Genomic DNA, 19,261 nt, shown 5'->3' with positions numbered 1-19,261 from the left:
CTCAAAAATAACATTTTATGTTGTTTTGTTGGGTTTAATTATTATATTGCGACTCCAAAAAAACATTATTAGCTTACATAAACGCATGAATATGAAAAAAGTAATTGTATCAAGGTTGTTATTCGTTTTAGCGATTTCTTTGACCTTGGTTGGTTGTAAAAGATCTGGTAGCGGTAGTAATACCTCAAGAGCTACTGGATGGCAGATTAACTCTAAAGATGGTGGTTTTCAATATAATACCAAATTTAAAGAACAAGAGACTGCTCCAGGATTAGTTTTTGTAGAAGGTGGAACTTTTACAATGGGTAGAGTCCAAGACGACGTTATGCATGATTGGAATAATACTCCTAATCAACAACACGTTCAGTCTTTTTATATGGACGAAACTGAAGTAACTAATAAAATGTATTTAGAATATTTAGATTGGATTAAAAGAACATATCCACCTGAAGAAGAAAATTTCAGAGCTATCTACAATGGTGTTTTACCTGACACGTTAGTTTGGAGAAACCGTTTAGGTTACAATGAAGTTATGACAGAAAACTACTTACGTCATCCAGGTTACGGAGAATATCCTGTAGTTGGAGTAAGTTGGATTCAAGCTGTTGAGTTTGCTAACTGGAGAACTGATCGTGTAAATGAGCTTTATTTACAACAAGATGGTTACTTAAAGCAAGGAAGCCAATTAGAAGCTACTGCAGATGCTAATTTTAGTACAGATACTTACATCAATGCTCCAACACAAACGTTTGGTGGTAATGAGGACATTATAAAAGGAGGAAAACTTAGACCTCAAACTAATGCTGCAGGTGACGAAATTAATGTTTTTGCATCAAGAGAAACAGGTATTATATCTCCTAAATACAGACTACCTACTGAAACTGAATGGGAATATGCTGCTTTAGGATTATCAGAAATAAGAAGCTACAACGTCTACAGAGGTCGTAAAAAATATCCATGGGATGGACAATACACGCGTTCTGGAAGTCGTAAAATAAAAGGAGACCAATTAGCTAACTTTAAACAAGGTAAAGGTGATTATGGTGGAATTGCAGGATGGTCTGACGATGGTGCAGATATTACTGCTCAAGTTAAATCTTACGCTCCTAATGATTACGGTTTATATGATATGGCAGGAAACGTTGCAGAATGGGTTGCCGATGTTTACAGACCAATAGTAGATGATGAGTTTAACGACTTTAACTACTATAGAGGAAACGTTTATACTAAAAATGCAATCAACGATGATGGTACAGTTAAAATTGTAACTACAGACGAAATTGTTTTTGATACACTTCCAAACGGAAAAGTAGTACCTAGAGATTTACCAGGAGAAATTGCTACACAACCAATAGACGAAGAAGAAACTTACTTAAGAACAAACTTTGATAGAAGTGACAACCGTAACTTTAGAGATGGTGACTCACAATCTTCAAGATACTACGCTGATAGATTTGGAGATGATGAAGGAGAAGCTAACGAAGATGCTTCTACACGTAAAATGTACAATGCACCTAAGCATAACATAGAAATGGATTCTTCAGGAAATATGATCAGAGAGTATGACAAATCTAACAAACGTACCTCTTTAATAAACGATGAGGTAAGAGTTTACAAAGGAGGATCTTGGAAAGATAGAGAGTACTGGTTAGATCCTGCACAAAGACGTTATTACCCACAAAATATGGCAACAGACTATATTGGGTTTAGATGTGCAATGTCTAGAGTTGGTTCTAAATCTAAAGGAACACGTAAGTCTAAAAACTAAAAATATTATTTTTAATATATTAAAAAGTCCTAACATTTGTTAGGACTTTTTTTATACTTTTATTTCATGAAAATAGACACATTACACCAACTTTTTTTATCCTGTACATCCATAAGTACAGACACTAGAAAAGTAAAAGATAATTGTATGTTTTTCGCTTTAAGCGGAGAAACTTTTAATGGCAATACCTTTGCAACCGAAGCTTTAAATAAAGGCGCCAAATATGCTATTATAGACGACCCTAAGTATAAGACTACAGGCAATACTATTTTAGTAAAAAACAGTCTTAAAACACTACAAGAGTTAGCCACATACCATAGAGATTACTTGGATTTAAAAATAATTGCCTTAACTGGAAGTAACGGAAAAACAACAACCAAAGAGCTTATTAATGCAGTAATATCTCAAAAATATAATACTACAGCAACCATAGGTAACCTAAATAATCACATTGGTGTACCTTTAACATTACTATCAATGGATAAAAATACTGAAATTGGTATTGTTGAAATGGGAGCAAATCATAAAAAAGAAATTGCTTTTTTATGTAACATAGCTAAACCTGATTATGGATACATTACCAACTTTGGTAAAGCACACTTAGAGGGCTTTGGAGGAATTGAAGGCGTTATTGAAGGTAAAAGTGAAATGTATGAGTATTTGATAAGCAATAACAAACAAGTATTTTTTAATGCTGAGGATCCTATTCAAAAAGATAAACTGAGTACTTATAATAATAAGATAGGTTTCAACGATAATACAACAAACAATTACAATTACAACTTATTAGACACCAATCCATTTGTTTCGTTTAAAACAGAAGACAAGGTTATCAACTCTAATTTAATAGGCACATACAATTACACTAATTTATGTGCTGCTTGTACAATTGGTAGACATTTTAAGTTGACATTTCATCAAATACAAAATGCAATTAAAAACTATGTGCCAACAAATAATAGGTCTCAAATAATTGACAAAGATAGTAACACCATTATTCTAGATGCCTATAATGCTAATCCATCTAGTATGGACGTGGCATTAAATAACTTTAGCATACATAAGGCTAAAAACAAAATAGCAATATTAGGAGACATGTTTGAATTAGGGATTTCTGCTGCTGCAGAACATCAAAATATAGTAAACCTATTAGCTGATTTAGATATTAATAAAGTAATTTTAATTGGTGAAAATTTTTACAAAACTAAATCAAATCAAACCAATGTAGAACACTATAAATCCTTTGAAGATTTTAAAAACAATTACAAAACAATTAAAGACAGTGCGTTATTAATAAAAGGCTCTAGAGGAATGGCTTTGGAACGAGTATTAGAATTATTATAAATAAAAAAATCCGAAACTAATGTTTCGGATTTTTTTGTGGGCGACAAGGGATTCGAACCCCTGACCCCTTGGGTGTAAACCAAGTGCTCTGAACCAACTGAGCTAGTCGCCCTAATAATAGATTTGCAAATATATGTTAGATTTTGATTAAAAACAAAATTCCATATCAAATAATAACATAAAAAAATCCAAAACTAAGTTCTGGATTTTTTGTGGGCGACAAGGGATTCGAACCCCTGACCCCTTGGGTGTAAACCAAGTGCTCTGAACCAACTGAGCTAGTCGCCCTATTTATTAGGTGTGCAAATATACATTAGTTTTTGACATCTCAAAACCTTTTATTCAAAAAAAAACAACATTTTTTTAATTTAAAAATTAACTCATTAATATATAGTCCCTAACAAAATAACTTTTTATAAAAATTTTAATATTTTTGGGAACAAATACACTCCAAATTTGAAATACATCTCTATAATTGATCAATTAGGTATAGATATTAACGCTATTATTACCTTAGATGACGCTAAAATAATTAGACTACAAAAGCAATTAAAAGCTAATGCTGTACTAAATAATACAAGTAACCTTGGAGAATTAGCCCTATTAATTGATCAGCTTAAAGATGAAACGATAAGAAAACATCATGTTTTTATTGAACAACATGATTGGTTAAAACAAATAATTAGCGGAAACTATAGTAACATTCCACAAAGCTCGATTAACCTTTATGAAGATAACATAGAAGATCTTTATGAATTAAAACATTTTTTAGCACCATATTTTAGAGCGCATCTTAAACCGTTTTTAACCGAAACACTAAATAAAGGCAAATACATATTACTATTTAATGTTATAAAAAGCTATAAATTATTTACTGAAGAGATTGAACAAATTATTATCAACTTTTTTAGTGCTAAACTAAATTTTGCTACAGTTTATATTCAAAATAACCGATTAGAACTATCTCATGCACCTGTAGGTTATATTACAAATAGAAACTTTATAAATTGCTTGAGTCAATATCCAAATTCGTTTACAGAGGAGGTTAATGACTTAAATTCAGTGATCATAGACACGTACAATTCTAAACGAAAAAATGTAAATGATTCTGACTTTAATTTTGCTGCTAAAACGATGGTTGCTTTTGGAGTATTGGAGGTATCAAGTTATATGCTAAAGGATATATTAACTTCTAATGCAGAAATTGCAAAACCATATGCTTATAAGACTACTGGTAAATCCAAATCTGGAACAACAGTCGGAATTTGGAGCATTGTAGTCTTTATACTAATTATTATTAGACTTGCCTCATTAGGAATTAATAGCTCTAATCGAAATGATTCGCGCATTAATATTGATAATCAAGAATTATTTGAAGCTGTTAGAAAGATTAAACAGCGTCAAGACTATCAAAATAAGATAGACTTACCACTAAAAGAAACCTTAGCAACTGAGGATGTAGTTGAAACAACAATAAACAATGAACCTATAATTAGTAATGAGAAGATAACATTACCGGATGATAATAGTAAGCATAAAGCAAAAGATCATACTAGATTTATTTATTCTTTGAAATTAAAAACTAATAGAAAAGAAGCAGAAATAGACAATAGCACATCTACTAAACTAAATGAATTTACGAATCCATATCCTAAAACCTTTAATAAGATTGAAGCTTATGCTTATGGTGTGGCAAATAATACTGAATACAGTTTGGTTAAAAACAGCAGTAGTAAAGATTTAATAGTATTTAAACTTCAAAAAGGGATTGATCAATCGATTTACATACCAAAAGACGAAAAAATTTACATCAATTTAAAACCTGAAGATTCATTACTATTTTATACTGGAAATGGATTTGTAGTCGATAACTTTTCTCATTTTAAAAATGATGCTGAATTATCTAAACTTTATGTCGTCAAAACTATTGGACCAAAATTAAATCATGAAATTAACGTACTTCCTTATAAGTTAAGTATTTACGAAAAAAGTGTAATTAATTCTGATATTAAAATAAAAGACACCAGTAAATTAGATGTCATAGACAGCAAGAATATTAATTTAAATGGTATTAATATTGATAAAATTTACACTAATTGGTACAAGAAAAAACACAACTAACGCAACCCTGTTTTGCTATCGTCTTTAAATAGTTTTTGTTTATCCTTTTCTCTATCTGGAAGTAAAGCATACAGTGCATAAACTATGTGTTTTAATGAAGTATAATCCTTACGCTCTAGTACTTGATCACCTTCCTTTATTAACTGCTCTGCTTTTTTCTTGTTTTCAAATTCTGAGCTATACTTTAATCCTAAATAATAACCAATAAAGTTTTCATCGCTAGACTGAATTATAGAATTATATAAAACATCAAGTTCTTTAATTTTGGCTCTAAGCAAATATTTGTCTCCAGAGTTAACAACCTCCTTTTCATTAGCTATAACTTTAAGATATTTAGGTCTGTATTTCTCGTTTTCGTCTTTATTAATTTCCCACTCTACACCTTCTTTAGACAACTTATACTCTTCTATTTCTAAAGCTATAACTTTGTTTCTTGTTAAAGTATCAAACGCTTGAATTAACTTTCGCTTTTTATCATCCAATTGATATTTTTGATCAGACACATCATTATCATCAAGCAACGTGGTTTCAATCTGTATTTCAATTAAACCAACTCGTATTTGTTCTAAAGTATTAGAATATTCAAAATTTTCATCTTCGACTTGCTCTCTTATCAAATGTTCTACCTCAGACAATACTGCGTTTATTTCCATGTTAATCTTACTAATACTTATCGCACGTTCTGACTGGCTAAATACATTTTTAAATTCTTGATCGCAAGCTTGTAAATAAACATTTATTTTTAAGTCTCTGGACTCGGTTACTTCTAATTCAATCTCTATATCTGTACCTTTAATTAAATCATCTTCCAAATCTTTACCCGAAAACTCAATATAACCAATGCTTAATCCAGAACTAGGTAATCCATTGGATTGACCTTCGACAATATTGATTATTAAATTAGCATCAGTATTTTTAAGTATGGTTTTAGAGGCTGTTTTATATATTTTTTTCTTTAAAGGTAAAATGCTTCCTTTTCTAAATATTTGTTCCAAACGTGTAGTTGACGCATCAATATCGTCTATTTCCATACAAATATCAATAGGTAATGGTTGACCTAAAACATTGTAACTACCTTGATTAATAGCCACAGTACTAATAGTTTTTGCAACATTTAAATCCTGATCTAACACTTGGATTTTAAACCGGTTTAATTGTCCTTTTAGTAATGGGACAAACTCAGAAAACCCATTATTTACAATAGTCTTGATTCCAGAATCATAACCACCATCAACCCTTGTAATTCTATAATTAAAATTATCACTAGCCACTTTACAAGTAATTAACTCTTCTAAATCTCTAGTATTTTGCTCATAAAAAAGTTGAGTCTCCACTGTATCAACTTCAACTTCTTGTACAACTGCGTCTTCCTCTTTTATAGTCATTGGTTTTGATCCAGCAAAATAAGCTGCACCATCAACCACTGCGGATGTTGGGTCAATACTTGAGTCTACAAGTATCCCTGTTTCTTCTTTTATACGCTGTTTTATTAATGGCACATAAGTACTACCACCAATTAAAATTAGGCGATCTATTTGAGAATTTAAAAGTTGATTTTGAGAAATCACTTTTTTAATAAACGCTATGGTTTGCTCAACTTTCGGCAAGATAACAGCTTCAAATTCTGCTCTTGTAATAATTATTTGTTCAAATAAATTATCATTATTTATATCTATATCTAATTCGATTTCTGTTTCAGGATAAACCGATAGTTCTTTTTTAGCTTCTTCTGCTTTTTTAAGTAGTTCAAAATATAGCCCTTTGTATTGACTTGATTTGGATTTAATTGCTTTAAACAGATTTGTAATATTTGTTTTAGCTTCTATTTTAGGAATAATAATTTTTTCGACAATAAGATTATCAAAATCTGCTCCACCTAAAAAATTATCACCTTCATTATCAATCACCTTTAATTCTCTGTCATTGACTTCAACTAAAGCCACATCAAACGTACCTCCTCCAAAATCATAAACTATCCAATTTTTAGACGTTTGAATGTCTAAATTGGATTGATTTGCAAACGCTAAGCACGCAGCAATAGGTTCTTGTAGTAAAACAACTTCTTTAAATCCAGCCAAATATCCAGCTTTTTTGGTTGCGTTAGATTGTATTGTATCAAAAGAAGCAGGAATTGTGATTACCGCAGATTGCAGTTGTATATCATCCAAAACAAAGTTTCTAAGTTCTTTTAATAATAACGAAGACAACTCGATTGGACTAACTTCTTTATTAATGGAAGGTATAAAGTAAGTTTCCTTAGTTCCCATTTTACGCTTAAAAAGCATACACACGTTTTCGGCATCCTTTTCTAAATAATCCAAAGCTTTATCACCAATAATGGTACGGTTTCCTCTAAAAGCAACACAAGAAGGTAACGTCTGTTTTAAACCTAAAGGGTTATTATATATCTTTACTGCACCATTATTATAGTTAGCAATTAAACTGTTTGTGGTCCCTAAATCTATAGCAAAATTAATAGTTTTCATTGGTGCTTATTCTACAATTACAATTCCTTTTTGTACTAAAGTATTTTGGTCATTTGTCTTTTTATAGACTATAGGTTTAAGTACTTTAACAATCTTCATTTGTGTATTAATTTCACCAGTAATATTGGCTTCGACATCAGTCATTTCGTTACGATAGGTTTGACCAATAGGATTTATAATATTGTAACCTAAGTTTTCAAACTCATGATTAATTCTGTCAACATTTCTATTAAACAACGATAAATTTTCTTTATTGCTTTTAAGTTGAATAGAAAATACTTGATTGATAATTTCTAACATTTAAAGAGGAATTAGATGAAAGTGTAAGATACAATTTATATGAAATTAAACCACTTCGGCAACCACAAAAGTACTTCCTCCAATGTAGATAACATCATCAACCGAAGCTGCTTTGAGTGCAAAATTATAAGCCTTACTAACCGAAGCATAGGAGTTACCACTAAAACCATTGTCCAGAAAAAGTGTGGACAAAATATTTTGATCCAAACCTCTTGGCACATCTGGTTTACAAAAGTAGTACGTTGCCTTTTTAGGTAATAAAGGCAATATAGACATAACATCTTTATCATTAACAACACCAAATACAATATGTAAATGTTGATGTGTTTCTTTTAATAATTGCTGTATGGCTAACGTCAAGCCTTCTTTATTATGTGCAGTATCACAGATTACTTTAGGATTAGTTCCTAACGTCTGCCAACGACCTTTTAAATCTGTATTTTTAACAGTATTGAGTAGCCCTGTTTTAATGTTTTGATTAGAAATTACAAATCCTTTTTGTTGTAATTGCTTAATGGATTGTATAACGCCTTTAATATTTTTTGATTGGTAACTTCCTTTAAGGTCAGTTGTAAAATCTTCACTTGCTACTTGATCTGCAAAATGTATTGGGCTATTATTCTTTTCAGCGAAAGCGGTAAAAACAGACTGCGTCTCAGGTTGCGTTTCACTAATAACAACAGGAATATTAGGTTTAATTATTCCCGCTTTTTCTGAAGCTATTAAACTTAAGGTGTTACCCAAAAACTGAACATGGTCTAAACCAATATTAGTAATTAAAGACACTTCTGGTGTAATAATATTTGTAGAGTCTAAACGACCACCTAATCCAACCTCTATAACAGCTATATCTACTTTTTGTTTAGCAAAATAGTCAAATGCCATACCAACTGTCATTTCAAAAAAAGACAATTTATTAGCATCTAAAAACGTTTTGTTTCGTTTTATAAAACCAATTACAAAGGGTTTACTAACCACTTTACCATTAATTTTAATACGCTCTCTAAAATCTTTTAAATGCGGAGAGGTATATAAACCTACTTTATATCCTGCTTCTTGTAAAATAGACGCCAACATATGACTACTAGAGCCTTTACCATTGGTTCCTGCAACATGTATAGATTTAAATTTATGCTGTGGATTTTTAAGATGCTTAGCTAAATTTATGGTATTAGTTAAGTCTTTTTTAAAAGCAGTCTGACCTTGTTTTTGATACATTGGAAGTTGAGAGAACATCCAATTTACGGTCTCTAAATAAGTCATGATTATTATTGACCTAATTTAAAATTGATACTAACATAACCAATTTGACGCTCTGGAGCTTTAGGATCTGCTTTCCATTTGTGGGATTCTGCAATTTTTTTAGCAGGAATCATTAAACAGTCTGCAGTATTTTTTGTTCCTTTTACTCCTGGCACTGCACTTACAACTTTACCAGAACGATCCACTTCAATCCTAACAACCACTAATCCAGCCTCGTTACAATCTTGTCTAAAAATTTGATTGGTAGGACGACCTCTTCCATTCAGACCATAACCAACACCATCTCCATTTCCGTTTCCTTGACCAGAACCACCAAAATTACTAGGTCCATAAGCGTTACCTGTACCTGGTCCATTTCCAGGACCATTACCTGGACCATCATTATTGGAATCTGAAGGGTTTTCAGAATTACTTATTCCATTAATTAAAGCATCATTTGCTTTTTTAATATCATCTTGTCTCTTTTTTTCAGCTGCATCTGCTGCTGCTTTAGCTGCCTTAGCAGCTTTTTCTTGAGCCAACTTATCTGCTTTAGCTTTTGCTATAGCATCATTTTCTTTTTTAGCCTGTTCTTGCTGTTTTTTAATTAAAACCGCTTCTTCATCGTCTTGGGTTAAAACGTTTTCTTTTGAAGTTGCTGCTGCAGCCTCTTGTTTTTGTTCTACCTCAGGCTTTGTTTCTTCTGGTTTAGTTTCGGTTGGAGCTGCAGCTTGGGCAGGTGCACCTCCACCACCACCTGACGATCCTCCAAAATTAATAGCTACTCCAAACTCTTCTGGTGGATCCATATAATTTTGACCAACCACAAAAAGCAGCAATACCAATATCAGCGTAATTAATGCTGTGATTTTTGCCGAATTGCGTTCGTGTTTGGTTTCAAGGTACTTCATTATTATTGTGCTTTAACTGCCAATGTGGATTTAATCTTGTTTCGGTTTGCTATATCCATAATATAAACAACGTGTTGCATCTCTACACTTTCATCAGATCTAATTGTAATTGTCGGAGACTCTACGTTACCAACTTTGGCTAATACTTCTGCCTCTAATTGGTCTTTAGAAACCTGTTTCATGTCTACATAATAATTGACGTTTTTGTCAACACTTACAGATACATTTTTAGTTTGTGTAGTCTTGCTAGTAGATTTTGGTAATAACAAGTCTATAGCTTCTGCAGATACTAACGTTGATGCAATCATAAAAAAGATAAGCAGCAGAAAAACTATGTCTGTCATAGACGACATATTAAATTCTGGTGTAACTTTATTTCTTCCTCTTAATCGCATATTAGCTAGGTTCGTTTAATAAATCTAAAAATTCAAGCGAGTTAGCTTCCATTTGATACACCACTTTATCTGTTTTTACAACTAAGTGGTTATATGCAACGTAAGCTACAATACCAACAATTAGACCACCAACAGTGGTGGTCATTGCTGTATACAGTCCGTCTGCTAACGTTTTAATATCTATTGATCCTCCTGAATTTGCAATTTCAAAGATTGATAAAATCATTCCAATTACTGTTCCAAGAAACCCAATCATTGGTGCTGCTCCAGATATGGTAGCTAACACACTAACGTTTTTTTCTAAACTATAAATCTCTAAACGTCCTGCGTTTTCTATTGCTGTATTAATATCCTCTAAAGGTTTTCCTATTCTAGAAATCCCTTTACTAATTAATCTAGACACTGGAGAGTCTACAGTACTACATAAGTTTTGAGCAGATTCTATTTTACCATTACTAACATAGTCTTTAATTTGATTCATAAAATTTGAATCTATTTTGGAAGCATCTTTAATCGCAAACAAGCGTTCAAAATAAATATATACAGCCATAATCAATAATACAAATAGTAATGCAATGATAATTATACCAGCAGTACCTCCTGTTGTAATCAGTTCTATTATTGATAAAGTTTTCTCAACTGGTTCTCCTTCTACTAATGGATCTACCGCTTGAGCAGTGTCTTGAATTAATTTGCTTAGCATATTATAAAATTAGATACGTGTATAACGTTAGATTTTTGTTTTGAGTATATATTAAAATAAAGTTCTGGTCCAGAAAAACACGATTGTTCCTGCTAAAAATCCAGCTAAAGCCAACCAAGAGATTTTTTTGAAATACCAGAAAAAGTCAATTTTCTCCATTCCCATTGCAACAACTCCTGCTGCAGATCCAATGATTAACATGCTTCCTCCTGTACCTGCTGAATAAGCAATAAAGTGCCAAAGCTCGTTATCAATAGGTTGAGAAAACATACCTAAACTAGCTGCTACTAATGGTACATTATCAATAACTGCAGATCCAATACCTAATAAAATAATTACTAAATCCGAAACACCTTCATGATGTAACTCTGTTCCCATCATTGGCATACTATCTTGTAAAGTAGATGCAAATCCAAATAAAATACCTAAAGATTCTAAAGCTGCCACAGCCATTAAAATACCTAAGAAAAATAAGATACTTGGTAACTCAATTTTTGATAATGAATGGTGTACAGGACTATGGTGTGCGTGTGCATCACTTTCTTCTGAATCATGGTTAGATAAACTAAATTTAGCAGAACTATAAATTTCTGCAAAAATTGCTACCACACCTAACGCTAACATCATACCAACATAAGGAGGTAAATGTGTTACTGTTTTAAATATTGGAACAAATACAATTGCACCTAAACCAAGGTATAACATTGTACCACTAAATCTGCTTTTTGGTTTTTCTTCTACTGCTTCCTCAACCGCTAAATCACCTTTAAAAGCTGGTAAAAAAGAAGCTATAAAAGTAGGTACTAACATACATATTAAAGATGGTAATAGTAAGTACCCAACTAAATGTCCTGTGGTAACTTTTTTACCAATCCATAACATAGTTGTTGTAACATCTCCAATTGGTGACCATGCACCACCTGCATTAGCAGCAATAATAATTAAACCTGCAAACCAAATACGTACATTTCTGTCATTAACAATTTTTTGTAAGATAGAAATCAATACAATGGTTGCAGTTAAGTTATCTATTATAGCAGAAAGTATAAATGCTAAGAAGGCAAAAATCCATAATATTTTGGTTTTCTTCTTTGTTTTGATAAAGCTTTTAATAGTAGAAAATCCATCAAAATAATCAATAATCTCTACGATTGTCATAGCTCCTAAAAGGAATACTAAAATCTCTGCTGTTTTACCTAAATGGTGAAGCAATGTTTCTTCCATTAAGTGCATCTTGGTTTCATGTCCTAATGAAGCATACCCTTCTACCAGACCATGATTAGCAGAATCAAACCACTCTGTAAAAGAGTCTAATCCTAATGAAATTAACGCCCAACTTATAGCCATCATGACTAAAGCAGGAATTAACTTATCAATCTTTATATTATGCTCTAATGTTATCGCTAAATAGCCTATAACAAATACTAAAATTATTACTGATTCCATATTATACTAATTGTTTTAATGCTATTTCAAAAGCAGTTTTACTAATTTCTTTTTTAGAAGCGTTTTTTGCATGTACGTTCTGGATTGCTTTTTTAATAATATCAGATGTATCATTAAAAATAGCTTCATCAGTCATTTGCACTTTACGCTCCATAAAGTAAGCAAATACACGTGCCATACCACAGTTTGAAATAAAATCTGGTATTAAGCTTACACGCTCATCTGTTTGTTCCATGATAGATCCAAAGAAAATTTCTTTATCTGCAAAAGGTACATTTGCACCACAAGATACAACCTCTAAACCTGTATTAATCATTTGATCAATTTGATCTTGAGTAATTAACCTTGATGCAGCACAAGGTGCAAAAATCTCAGTTTCTAAAGACCAAATGCGCTCATTCATTTCAGCAAAAGGTATCATGTTGTCCGTTGCTAATGTATTTCCGTTTTTAGTTAAGAAAAAGTCTTTAATTTCTTCAAAAGAAAAACCTTCTTCATTTATAACTCCACCAGAAATATCAATAATTCCAACAATTTTAGCTCCCATTTGTGCTAAATAAAAAGCTGCTGCTGATCCTACATTTCCAAAACCTTGAACTACTGCGCGCTTACCTTTTACGCTTCCACCATAAACATCATAATAATGTCTAACAGCTTCTGCTACACCATATCCTGTAATCATGTCTGCTACAGTATACTTTTTTGCTACGTCTGGAGAATAGTTTGTGTTTTCTAAAACTTTAATTACACCTTGACGTAACTGTCCAATACGGTTAATTTTATCTGCTTCAGTTGGCTTAAAGTGTCCATTAAAAACACCTTCTTGAGGATGCCATACTCCAGAATCTTCCGTTATTGGAATTACTTCATGGATTTCATCTACATTTAAATCTCCTCCTGTACCGTAATAACTTTTTAACAATGGAGACACTGCTTTGTACCAACGCTCTAAAACACCACGTTTTCTTGGGTCTTTTGGATCAAAATTAATTCCTGATTTTGCACCACCAATAGCTGGTCCAGATACAGTAAACTTTACCTCCATAGTTTTGGCAAGGGATAAAACTTCATTCATATCCAATCCTTTTCTCATTCTGGTACCACCACCTGCAGCACCACCTCTTAAAGAATTTATAACTGTCCAGCCTTCTGCTTCTGTTTCAGAATCTTTCCAATTAAATACTATTTCTGGTTCTTTATTTTCGTAAATTTTTAATAAGTCTTTCATGTTTAATTTTTGGTTTCAACTTTAATATTTTTCTCTCTGGATTAACATTTAAAGTAGCTAAAGTTGATTCATCTTACGAAGTGTTAGATTAATTAATTTAACAAATATAAAAAAACAAAAAATGGCTTTTAATAGTCTGGTCATTTTTATTATAATAAATTATTGTTAATAATTATTGACTTGGCTTCTTGCAATAATTTATCACTATTATTTATTTTTTTATATTGAATATTTTCCCAGACGAATGATCTTTTAAAGCTCCTGTCACTGATTTTAGACAGTTGTTTTCTCCTCGTAATTTTAATATACCTAAGAAGCCAAAAATTAAGGCTTCTTTAAATTCTATAATGTTTTTTGAAGGTATTATTATTTGATTTGATGTTAATTTAGTTATTTCTTCAAGTAAAAAATCGTTAAACACGCCTCCTCCTGTTACTAAAACCAACGTGTTTTGTTTTTGATTTATAACTTTAGCTATCTGAAATGCTATATGTTTAACATACGTATGTAAAACATCATTGATTGGTAAATTAAAACTATCAACAAGTGAGAAAATATTAGTCTTTACCCACTCCAACCCTAATGATTTAGGAGCTTTTTCATGATAAAAAGCTAATTGATTTAGCTGCTTAAATAATTTGTGATGAAATTTACCTTGTCTAGCAAGTTTACCTTTATCATCAAAATCAAAACCTAATACGCCTACATATTTATTTAGGACAATATTTACAGGACAAATATCAAAAGCAACTCTATTTGTATTTTCTTGTGAAGAGATATTAGCAAAACCTCCTAAATTTAAACACCAATGATATTGCGGAAACAAAAATTGATCACCAATTGGAACTAATGGTGCACCTTGACCACCTAATTCAACATCTTGAATTCTAAAATCACAAACTACAGTCTGTTGAATTAAATTTGATAATTGAGGTAAGTTACCTATCTGTAAAGTATAGCCTAATTCTGGTCTGTGTAGTGCTGTATGACCATGAGAGCAAACTGCATCAATATTACTAATGTTATTAGTTTTTATAAAATTGTTGATAACAGAAGCCAAAAAAGTAGTATACTCTTCATCTAACTCGCTTAGATCAGAAGTAGCTAAATTTATTAAATTTTTAAGCCTATTTAGCCAAGTTTTAGGATAAACTAAAGTCTGAGCAATTTCAATTTTAAAACTCCAATTTGTAGCTTTTTTAAATGAAATTAAAGCAAGATCAATACCATCCAAAGATGTCCCTGACATCACGCCAATCACTGTATAATTGTCTTTTATCATATAATGTAAAAATAACTATAACGATTGAAAATATGCTAATAAAAACTTATCTTTGTATCCAAATTTTATTAAATCAACAATCTTACATAAATTATGGATTTTAGCCTTACTGAAGAGCATATAATGATTCGCGATGCAGCTCGCGATTTTGCACAAACAGAATTATTACCTGGTGTTATCGAACGTGATAATGCACAAACGTTTCCTGATGAATTAGTTAGAAAAATGGGAGCACTTGGTTTTATGGGTATTATGGTAGACCCAAAATATGGAGGAAGTGGTATGGATGCTATTTCTTACGTATTAATTATGGAAGAATTATCTAAAATTGATGCTTCAGCTTCTGTTATGGTTTCTGTAAACAACTCTTTAGTTTGTTACGGACTTGAAACTTATGGTACCGAAGAGCAAAAACAAAAGTACTTAACTAAACTAGCAACTGGAGAATCTATTGGTGCTTTTTGTTTAAGTGAGCCTGAAGCTGGTAGTGACGCAACATCACAAAAAACAACAGCTATAGATAAAGGTGACCATTATGTTATTAATGGTACAAAAAACTGGATTACCAATGGTGGTCGTAGTGATGTATATTTAGTTATAGCGCAAACTGACAGAGATAAAGCACATAAAGGTATTAATGCTTTTATAGTAGAAAAAGGAACACCTGGATTTGATATTGGTCCTAAAGAAGATAAATTAGGAATTAGAGGTAGTGATACACACACACTACAATTTAATGACGTAAAAGTACCAAAAGAAAATAGAATTGGTGAAGATGGATTTGGTTTTAAATTCGCAATGAAAACTTTATCTGGTGGACGTATTGGTATTGCTGCACAAGCTTTAGGTATTGCTGCAGGTGCTTATGAGTTAGCCTTAAAATATAGTAAAGAACGTAAGGCATTTGGTACAGAAATCTGTAATCACCAAGCCATCGCGTTTAAACTAGCTGATATGTACACAGAAATTGAAGCTGCACGTATGTTAGTAATGAAAGCTGCTTGGGATAAAGACCAAGGTAATAATTACGATATGTCAAGCGCAATGGCTAAATTATATGCTAGTAAAGTAGCAATGGAACAAACTGTTGAAGCTGTGCAAATACATGGTGGTAATGGTTTTGTAAAAGAATACCATGTAGAACGTATGATGCGTGATGCTAAAATCACACAGATATATGAAGGAACTTCAGAAATTCAGAAAATAGTAATTTCAAGAGGTGTTATCAAAGGATAATCATTAATACATAAATATAAAAAAAGGCTTTAAAATTAATTTTAAAGCCTTTTTTATTACTAAGATATATCATCTAAAACTAATCTAATCTCTCCATAACTATACTTGTCAGCTATTTGAGATTTTAAATCTGAAAGATTTTCAAAAGTATGTTTAGGGATTAATGCTTTCAATTCTTTATAATGCTTTTCAGAGATCAAATCTGTAATTTTAACTTCACCTGAAGGTATAAAACTTGCAAGGTGCCCAAAGATAGTATTCACATTTAAATCACGCTCAAAAGCTATTTGATCTATTGATTTCCCTGCTTTAAAAATCTGTAAAGACGTTTCTTTTGTATCTCTCTTTTTCCGTTTTGGTTTAGCTTTATCAAAAATCTCTTTACTATTGGAAACCTCAATGTCATTCTCCTCGCAATACTCTCTTATTATTTTTATAATTTCGTTACCATATTTGGCAACACGTGTTTTACCAAATCCATTGACATTTAATAATTCAGTTTGACTAGTTGGCAAAGTTTCGCACATTTCATATAATGACTTTTGTGTGAATATTTGAAAATGAACCAAATCTTCTCTTTCGGCAATAGTATTTCTTAACTCTCTTAAAAGTTCGAACAATTCTACATTAGTGGTACCATCTATAACAGTCTTTCTTGGAGTTTTAGGTTTTTCCTTTGTCAGAAATACAGCTTTAGCTCTTAATTCTAAAAATAGTTTAATTGAAAATCCAGAATTCAAATTAGAAAAATATAACTGTTTAACACCTATTAACTCTTCTAAAGTATCTAATTGTTTATTAAAATCCGTGTCTAGTGTTTTATTATCTGTAGTAAAATTAAAGGTTTTATAAATTTGAATTATGTTAACATCCAATTGCTGTTTATAATACGCTAGTGCTTTTTTAAATCTAGACTGAATTTCATCACTAGTCTCCGGAGTAGTAGACTCTTTTGAAATTTCTAATAACTGCGCTTTAAATCCATTCGCAACTTTTAATAAAGCAGCGACGCAATCTTTTATACTAGTTAATGGATCTTCTATATTACCCTTAAAACTGCCTCTATTTTTATAATAGATATCTAAAAGTCTATTAGTCGGATATAAAAATTGATAAAAATCGAAAATCTCAGAGATTAAACTTAACTGAAAATGCGTTTTAGATTGTTGCAGAATGCTCTCGTCTGGTTGATTTTTCTCTGCTTCAAGATTAAAATTGATAACATTAGTGTCACTTATAATTTGACTAGAATTAATCTTACTTTTCAACACTAACCCTTCTAAAGATTTACATCTACTTAAAGCGACATAAGTCTGTCCATGTGCAAATGCATCTTCAGAATCTATAATTGCCTTTTCAAAAGTAAGACCCTGGCTTTTATGAATGGTTATTGACCAAGCCAAACGTAAGGGGATTTGAGTAAAGGATCCAATTTTATTTTCAGAAATGGCCTTAGTATCCTTATCAACCGAGTAATTAATATTTTCCCAAACCTCTGGTTTCGTAATTATATTGAAATCATCATCTGGACACTTAACAACAACTTCATCTTTATCTAGTAATATAACCTTACCTATCTTTCCATTAAAATATCGTTTGTCCGTAGAACTATCATTTTTAACAAACATGACTTGAGATCCGACTTTAAGTACAAGCGATTCCTTATTAGGATATGAAAACTCAGGAAACTTACCTTCTACTTTTGCTTTATATGTCTGAGACCTACCTTTTAGCTTCTCAAGTTTAGCTTTATTAGTGTATTCTGCCTTGTTATTATGTGTGGTTAATGAAATATACCCATCATCTTCGTTAGGTTCAAAATCCGGCTGATATCTTTTATTTAATTCATTTGCTGACTCAATAGACAATGTGTTTGTTCTAATTTCGTTTAATATATTAATGAATAAAGGGTTGTCTTGTCTATAAATATGCTTTAATTCAACTGAAATAGGATTACATTGTTGGTAAGCATGACTACTAAAAAAGAAGGCGTTATTATAAAATGGTTTAAGTAAGTGCCACTCATTATCTTTTACAACGGGAGATAGTTGTTGTAAATCACCAATCATCAACACTTGAACACCTCCAAAAACTAAATTTCTATTTCTATACCGACGTAACGTTTTATCAATACCATCAAGTACGTCCGCTCTAACCATACTTATTTCATCAATAATTAATAAGTCTAATGACTTAATAATATTGATTTTAGTTTTACCAAACTTCCTATTAAATCCACCACTGGAGTTTAAATCGTCATTTGGTAAAATCGGTCCAAAAGGAAGTTGAAAAAATGAATGAATTGTAACACCTTTTGCATTAATAGCAGCAACTCCAGTTGGAGCCACTATAACTATTCTTTTTAAAGAATTAAATTTTAATTTATGAAGAAACGTCGTTTTACCTGTACCAGCTTTACCTGTTAGGAAAATATTTCTATTCGTATTATTTACGAAATTATTAGCTAAATCTAATTCTTTATTCTCGCTCATTCTCTTATTTAATCATAATGTATCAAGATATATAAATACAAACTAAAACGAAAGTATTATATATAATTATTAAACTTAGAACATATTCAACAATTACTAAAATACTTAATAAAAAATTTACTTATAATAATCAATTGCTAAACTATAAAGCGGATAGTATTTTTCGATTTATTTAATACTATCCACCAATATCATATATTTATTTTTGCTTATATAATTTACAAAAGTAACTTAAGCGATATTCTTAAATTTAATTTTCCTCTACATCTTTTTGCTTATACCCTTTCCCTTTCGCCTATTTACTTTG

14 protein-coding genes and 2 tRNA genes are annotated in these 19,261 nt (G+C 31.3%); 4 read left to right on the top strand and 12 right to left on the bottom strand.

Features of this window, described 5'->3' with window-relative positions; all coding sequences use genetic code 11:
• Positions 1 to 85: 85 nt before the first annotated feature.
• Both gldJ and B2989_RS00075 read left to right on the top strand, forming a co-directional pair.
• Positions 86 to 1,768: a gliding motility lipoprotein GldJ gene (gene gldJ / locus B2989_RS00080; RefSeq protein WP_186439169.1), complete on the top strand. Its 1,683-nt coding sequence runs from the start codon at positions 86 to 88 to the stop codon at positions 1,766 to 1,768.
• Positions 1,769 to 1,834: 66 nt separating this feature from the next.
• On the top strand, positions 1,835 to 3,112 hold the full coding sequence (locus B2989_RS00075) for a UDP-N-acetylmuramoyl-tripeptide--D-alanyl-D-alanine ligase (RefSeq protein ID WP_292942309.1): 1,278 nt from the start codon (positions 1,835 to 1,837) through the stop codon (positions 3,110 to 3,112).
• 37 nt (positions 3,113 to 3,149) lie between these two features.
• Here the strand turns inward: B2989_RS00075 and B2989_RS00070 are convergent.
• Both B2989_RS00070 and B2989_RS00065 read right to left on the bottom strand, forming a co-directional pair.
• Positions 3,150 to 3,224, bottom strand: a tRNA-Val gene (locus B2989_RS00070).
• 101 nt (positions 3,225 to 3,325) lie between these two features.
• Positions 3,326 to 3,400: transfer RNA gene (locus B2989_RS00065), tRNA-Val, on the bottom strand.
• A 168-nt stretch (positions 3,401 to 3,568) separates the two neighbouring features.
• Here B2989_RS00065 and B2989_RS00060 point away from each other — a divergent pair.
• A complete protein-coding gene (locus B2989_RS00060; protein ID WP_292942306.1) occupies positions 3,569 to 5,233 on the top strand; it encodes a hypothetical protein in 1,665 nt (554 codons plus the stop codon).
• On the opposite strand, the gene B2989_RS00055 is transcribed toward B2989_RS00060, so the two are convergent.
• From B2989_RS00055 to B2989_RS00015, 9 genes are all read right to left on the bottom strand, one after another.
• A complete protein-coding gene (locus B2989_RS00055) occupies positions 5,230 to 7,719 on the bottom strand; it encodes an Hsp70 family protein (RefSeq protein WP_292942303.1) in 2,490 nt (829 codons plus the stop codon). The two genes, B2989_RS00060 and B2989_RS00055, sit on opposite strands and share 4 nt — an antisense overlap.
• Before the next feature lie 6 nt (positions 7,720 to 7,725).
• On the bottom strand, positions 7,726 to 8,019 hold the full coding sequence (locus B2989_RS00050; protein ID WP_292942300.1) for a hypothetical protein: 294 nt from the start codon (positions 8,017 to 8,019) through the stop codon (positions 7,726 to 7,728).
• A gap of 45 nt (positions 8,020 to 8,064) precedes the next feature.
• Entirely contained in the window at positions 8,065 to 9,282 is a 1,218-nt protein-coding gene (locus B2989_RS00045) for a bifunctional folylpolyglutamate synthase/dihydrofolate synthase (protein WP_292942297.1), read from the bottom strand.
• Between the two features lie 5 nt (positions 9,283 to 9,287).
• Positions 9,288 to 10,172: an energy transducer TonB gene (locus B2989_RS00040; protein WP_292942294.1), complete on the bottom strand. Its 885-nt coding sequence runs from the start codon at positions 10,170 to 10,172 to the stop codon at positions 9,288 to 9,290.
• 2 nt (positions 10,173 to 10,174) lie between these two features.
• A complete protein-coding gene (locus tag B2989_RS00035; protein WP_028283795.1) occupies positions 10,175 to 10,567 on the bottom strand; it encodes an ExbD/TolR family protein in 393 nt (130 codons plus the stop codon).
• A gap of 1 nt (position 10,568) precedes the next feature.
• A complete protein-coding gene (locus B2989_RS00030) occupies positions 10,569 to 11,270 on the bottom strand; it encodes a MotA/TolQ/ExbB proton channel family protein (protein WP_292942287.1) in 702 nt (233 codons plus the stop codon).
• A 51-nt stretch (positions 11,271 to 11,321) separates the two neighbouring features.
• Positions 11,322 to 12,716, bottom strand: coding sequence for a sodium:proton antiporter NhaD (gene nhaD, locus B2989_RS00025; protein WP_292942283.1), 1,395 nt, complete (start codon positions 12,714 to 12,716; stop codon positions 11,322 to 11,324).
• Position 12,717: 1 nt separating this feature from the next.
• On the bottom strand, positions 12,718 to 13,944 hold the full coding sequence (locus tag B2989_RS00020; protein ID WP_292942280.1) for a Glu/Leu/Phe/Val dehydrogenase dimerization domain-containing protein: 1,227 nt from the start codon (positions 13,942 to 13,944) through the stop codon (positions 12,718 to 12,720).
• A gap of 211 nt (positions 13,945 to 14,155) precedes the next feature.
• Entirely contained in the window at positions 14,156 to 15,226 is a 1,071-nt protein-coding gene (locus tag B2989_RS00015) for an anhydro-N-acetylmuramic acid kinase (protein ID WP_292942277.1), read from the bottom strand.
• A 93-nt stretch (positions 15,227 to 15,319) separates the two neighbouring features.
• Here B2989_RS00015 and B2989_RS00010 point away from each other — a divergent pair, with 93 nt between their 5' ends.
• The gene (locus B2989_RS00010) at positions 15,320 to 16,462 is read left to right on the top strand and encodes an acyl-CoA dehydrogenase (RefSeq protein WP_145001075.1); all 1,143 of its coding nucleotides are present in this window, start codon (positions 15,320 to 15,322) and stop codon (positions 16,460 to 16,462) included.
• Positions 16,463 to 16,521: 59 nt separating this feature from the next.
• On the opposite strand, the gene B2989_RS00005 is transcribed toward B2989_RS00010, so the two are convergent.
• On the bottom strand, positions 16,522 to 18,954 hold the full coding sequence (locus B2989_RS00005) for a helix-turn-helix domain-containing protein (RefSeq protein WP_292942266.1): 2,433 nt from the start codon (positions 18,952 to 18,954) through the stop codon (positions 16,522 to 16,524).
• Positions 18,955 to 19,261 lie beyond the last annotated feature (307 nt).

It is taken from the genome of Olleya sp. UBA1516, assembly GCF_002323495.1.
Taxonomy (GTDB): domain Bacteria; phylum Bacteroidota; class Bacteroidia; order Flavobacteriales; family Flavobacteriaceae; genus Olleya.
The sequence above is the reverse complement of the archived record's forward strand: the minus strand, read 5'-3'. Positions and strand labels throughout refer to the sequence as shown.

Coding starts and splice junctions, on each gene's coding strand:
- B2989_RS00005 (WP_292942266.1), bottom strand. CDS start 18,954: ATGAGCGAGAATAAAGAATTAGATTTAGCTAATAATTTCGTAAATAAT.
- B2989_RS00045 (WP_292942297.1), bottom strand. CDS start 9,282: ATGACTTATTTAGAGACCGTAAATTGGATGTTCTCTCAACTTCCAATG.
- nhaD (WP_292942283.1), bottom strand. CDS start 12,716: ATGGAATCAGTAATAATTTTAGTATTTGTTATAGGCTATTTAGCGATA.
- B2989_RS00035 (WP_028283795.1), bottom strand. CDS start 10,567: ATGCGATTAAGAGGAAGAAATAAAGTTACACCAGAATTTAATATGTCG.
- B2989_RS00030 (WP_292942287.1), bottom strand. CDS start 11,270: ATGCTAAGCAAATTAATTCAAGACACTGCTCAAGCGGTAGATCCATTA.
- gldJ (WP_186439169.1), top strand. CDS start 86: ATGAATATGAAAAAAGTAATTGTATCAAGGTTGTTATTCGTTTTAGCG.
- B2989_RS00055 (WP_292942303.1), bottom strand. CDS start 7,719: ATGAAAACTATTAATTTTGCTATAGATTTAGGGACCACAAACAGTTTA.
- B2989_RS00010 (WP_145001075.1), top strand. CDS start 15,320: ATGGATTTTAGCCTTACTGAAGAGCATATAATGATTCGCGATGCAGCT.
- B2989_RS00015 (WP_292942277.1), bottom strand. CDS start 15,226: ATGATAAAAGACAATTATACAGTGATTGGCGTGATGTCAGGGACATCT.
- B2989_RS00040 (WP_292942294.1), bottom strand. CDS start 10,172: ATGAAGTACCTTGAAACCAAACACGAACGCAATTCGGCAAAAATCACA.
- B2989_RS00050 (WP_292942300.1), bottom strand. CDS start 8,019: ATGTTAGAAATTATCAATCAAGTATTTTCTATTCAACTTAAAAGCAAT.
- B2989_RS00020 (WP_292942280.1), bottom strand. CDS start 13,944: ATGAAAGACTTATTAAAAATTTACGAAAATAAAGAACCAGAAATAGTA.
- B2989_RS00075 (WP_292942309.1), top strand. CDS start 1,835: ATGAAAATAGACACATTACACCAACTTTTTTTATCCTGTACATCCATA.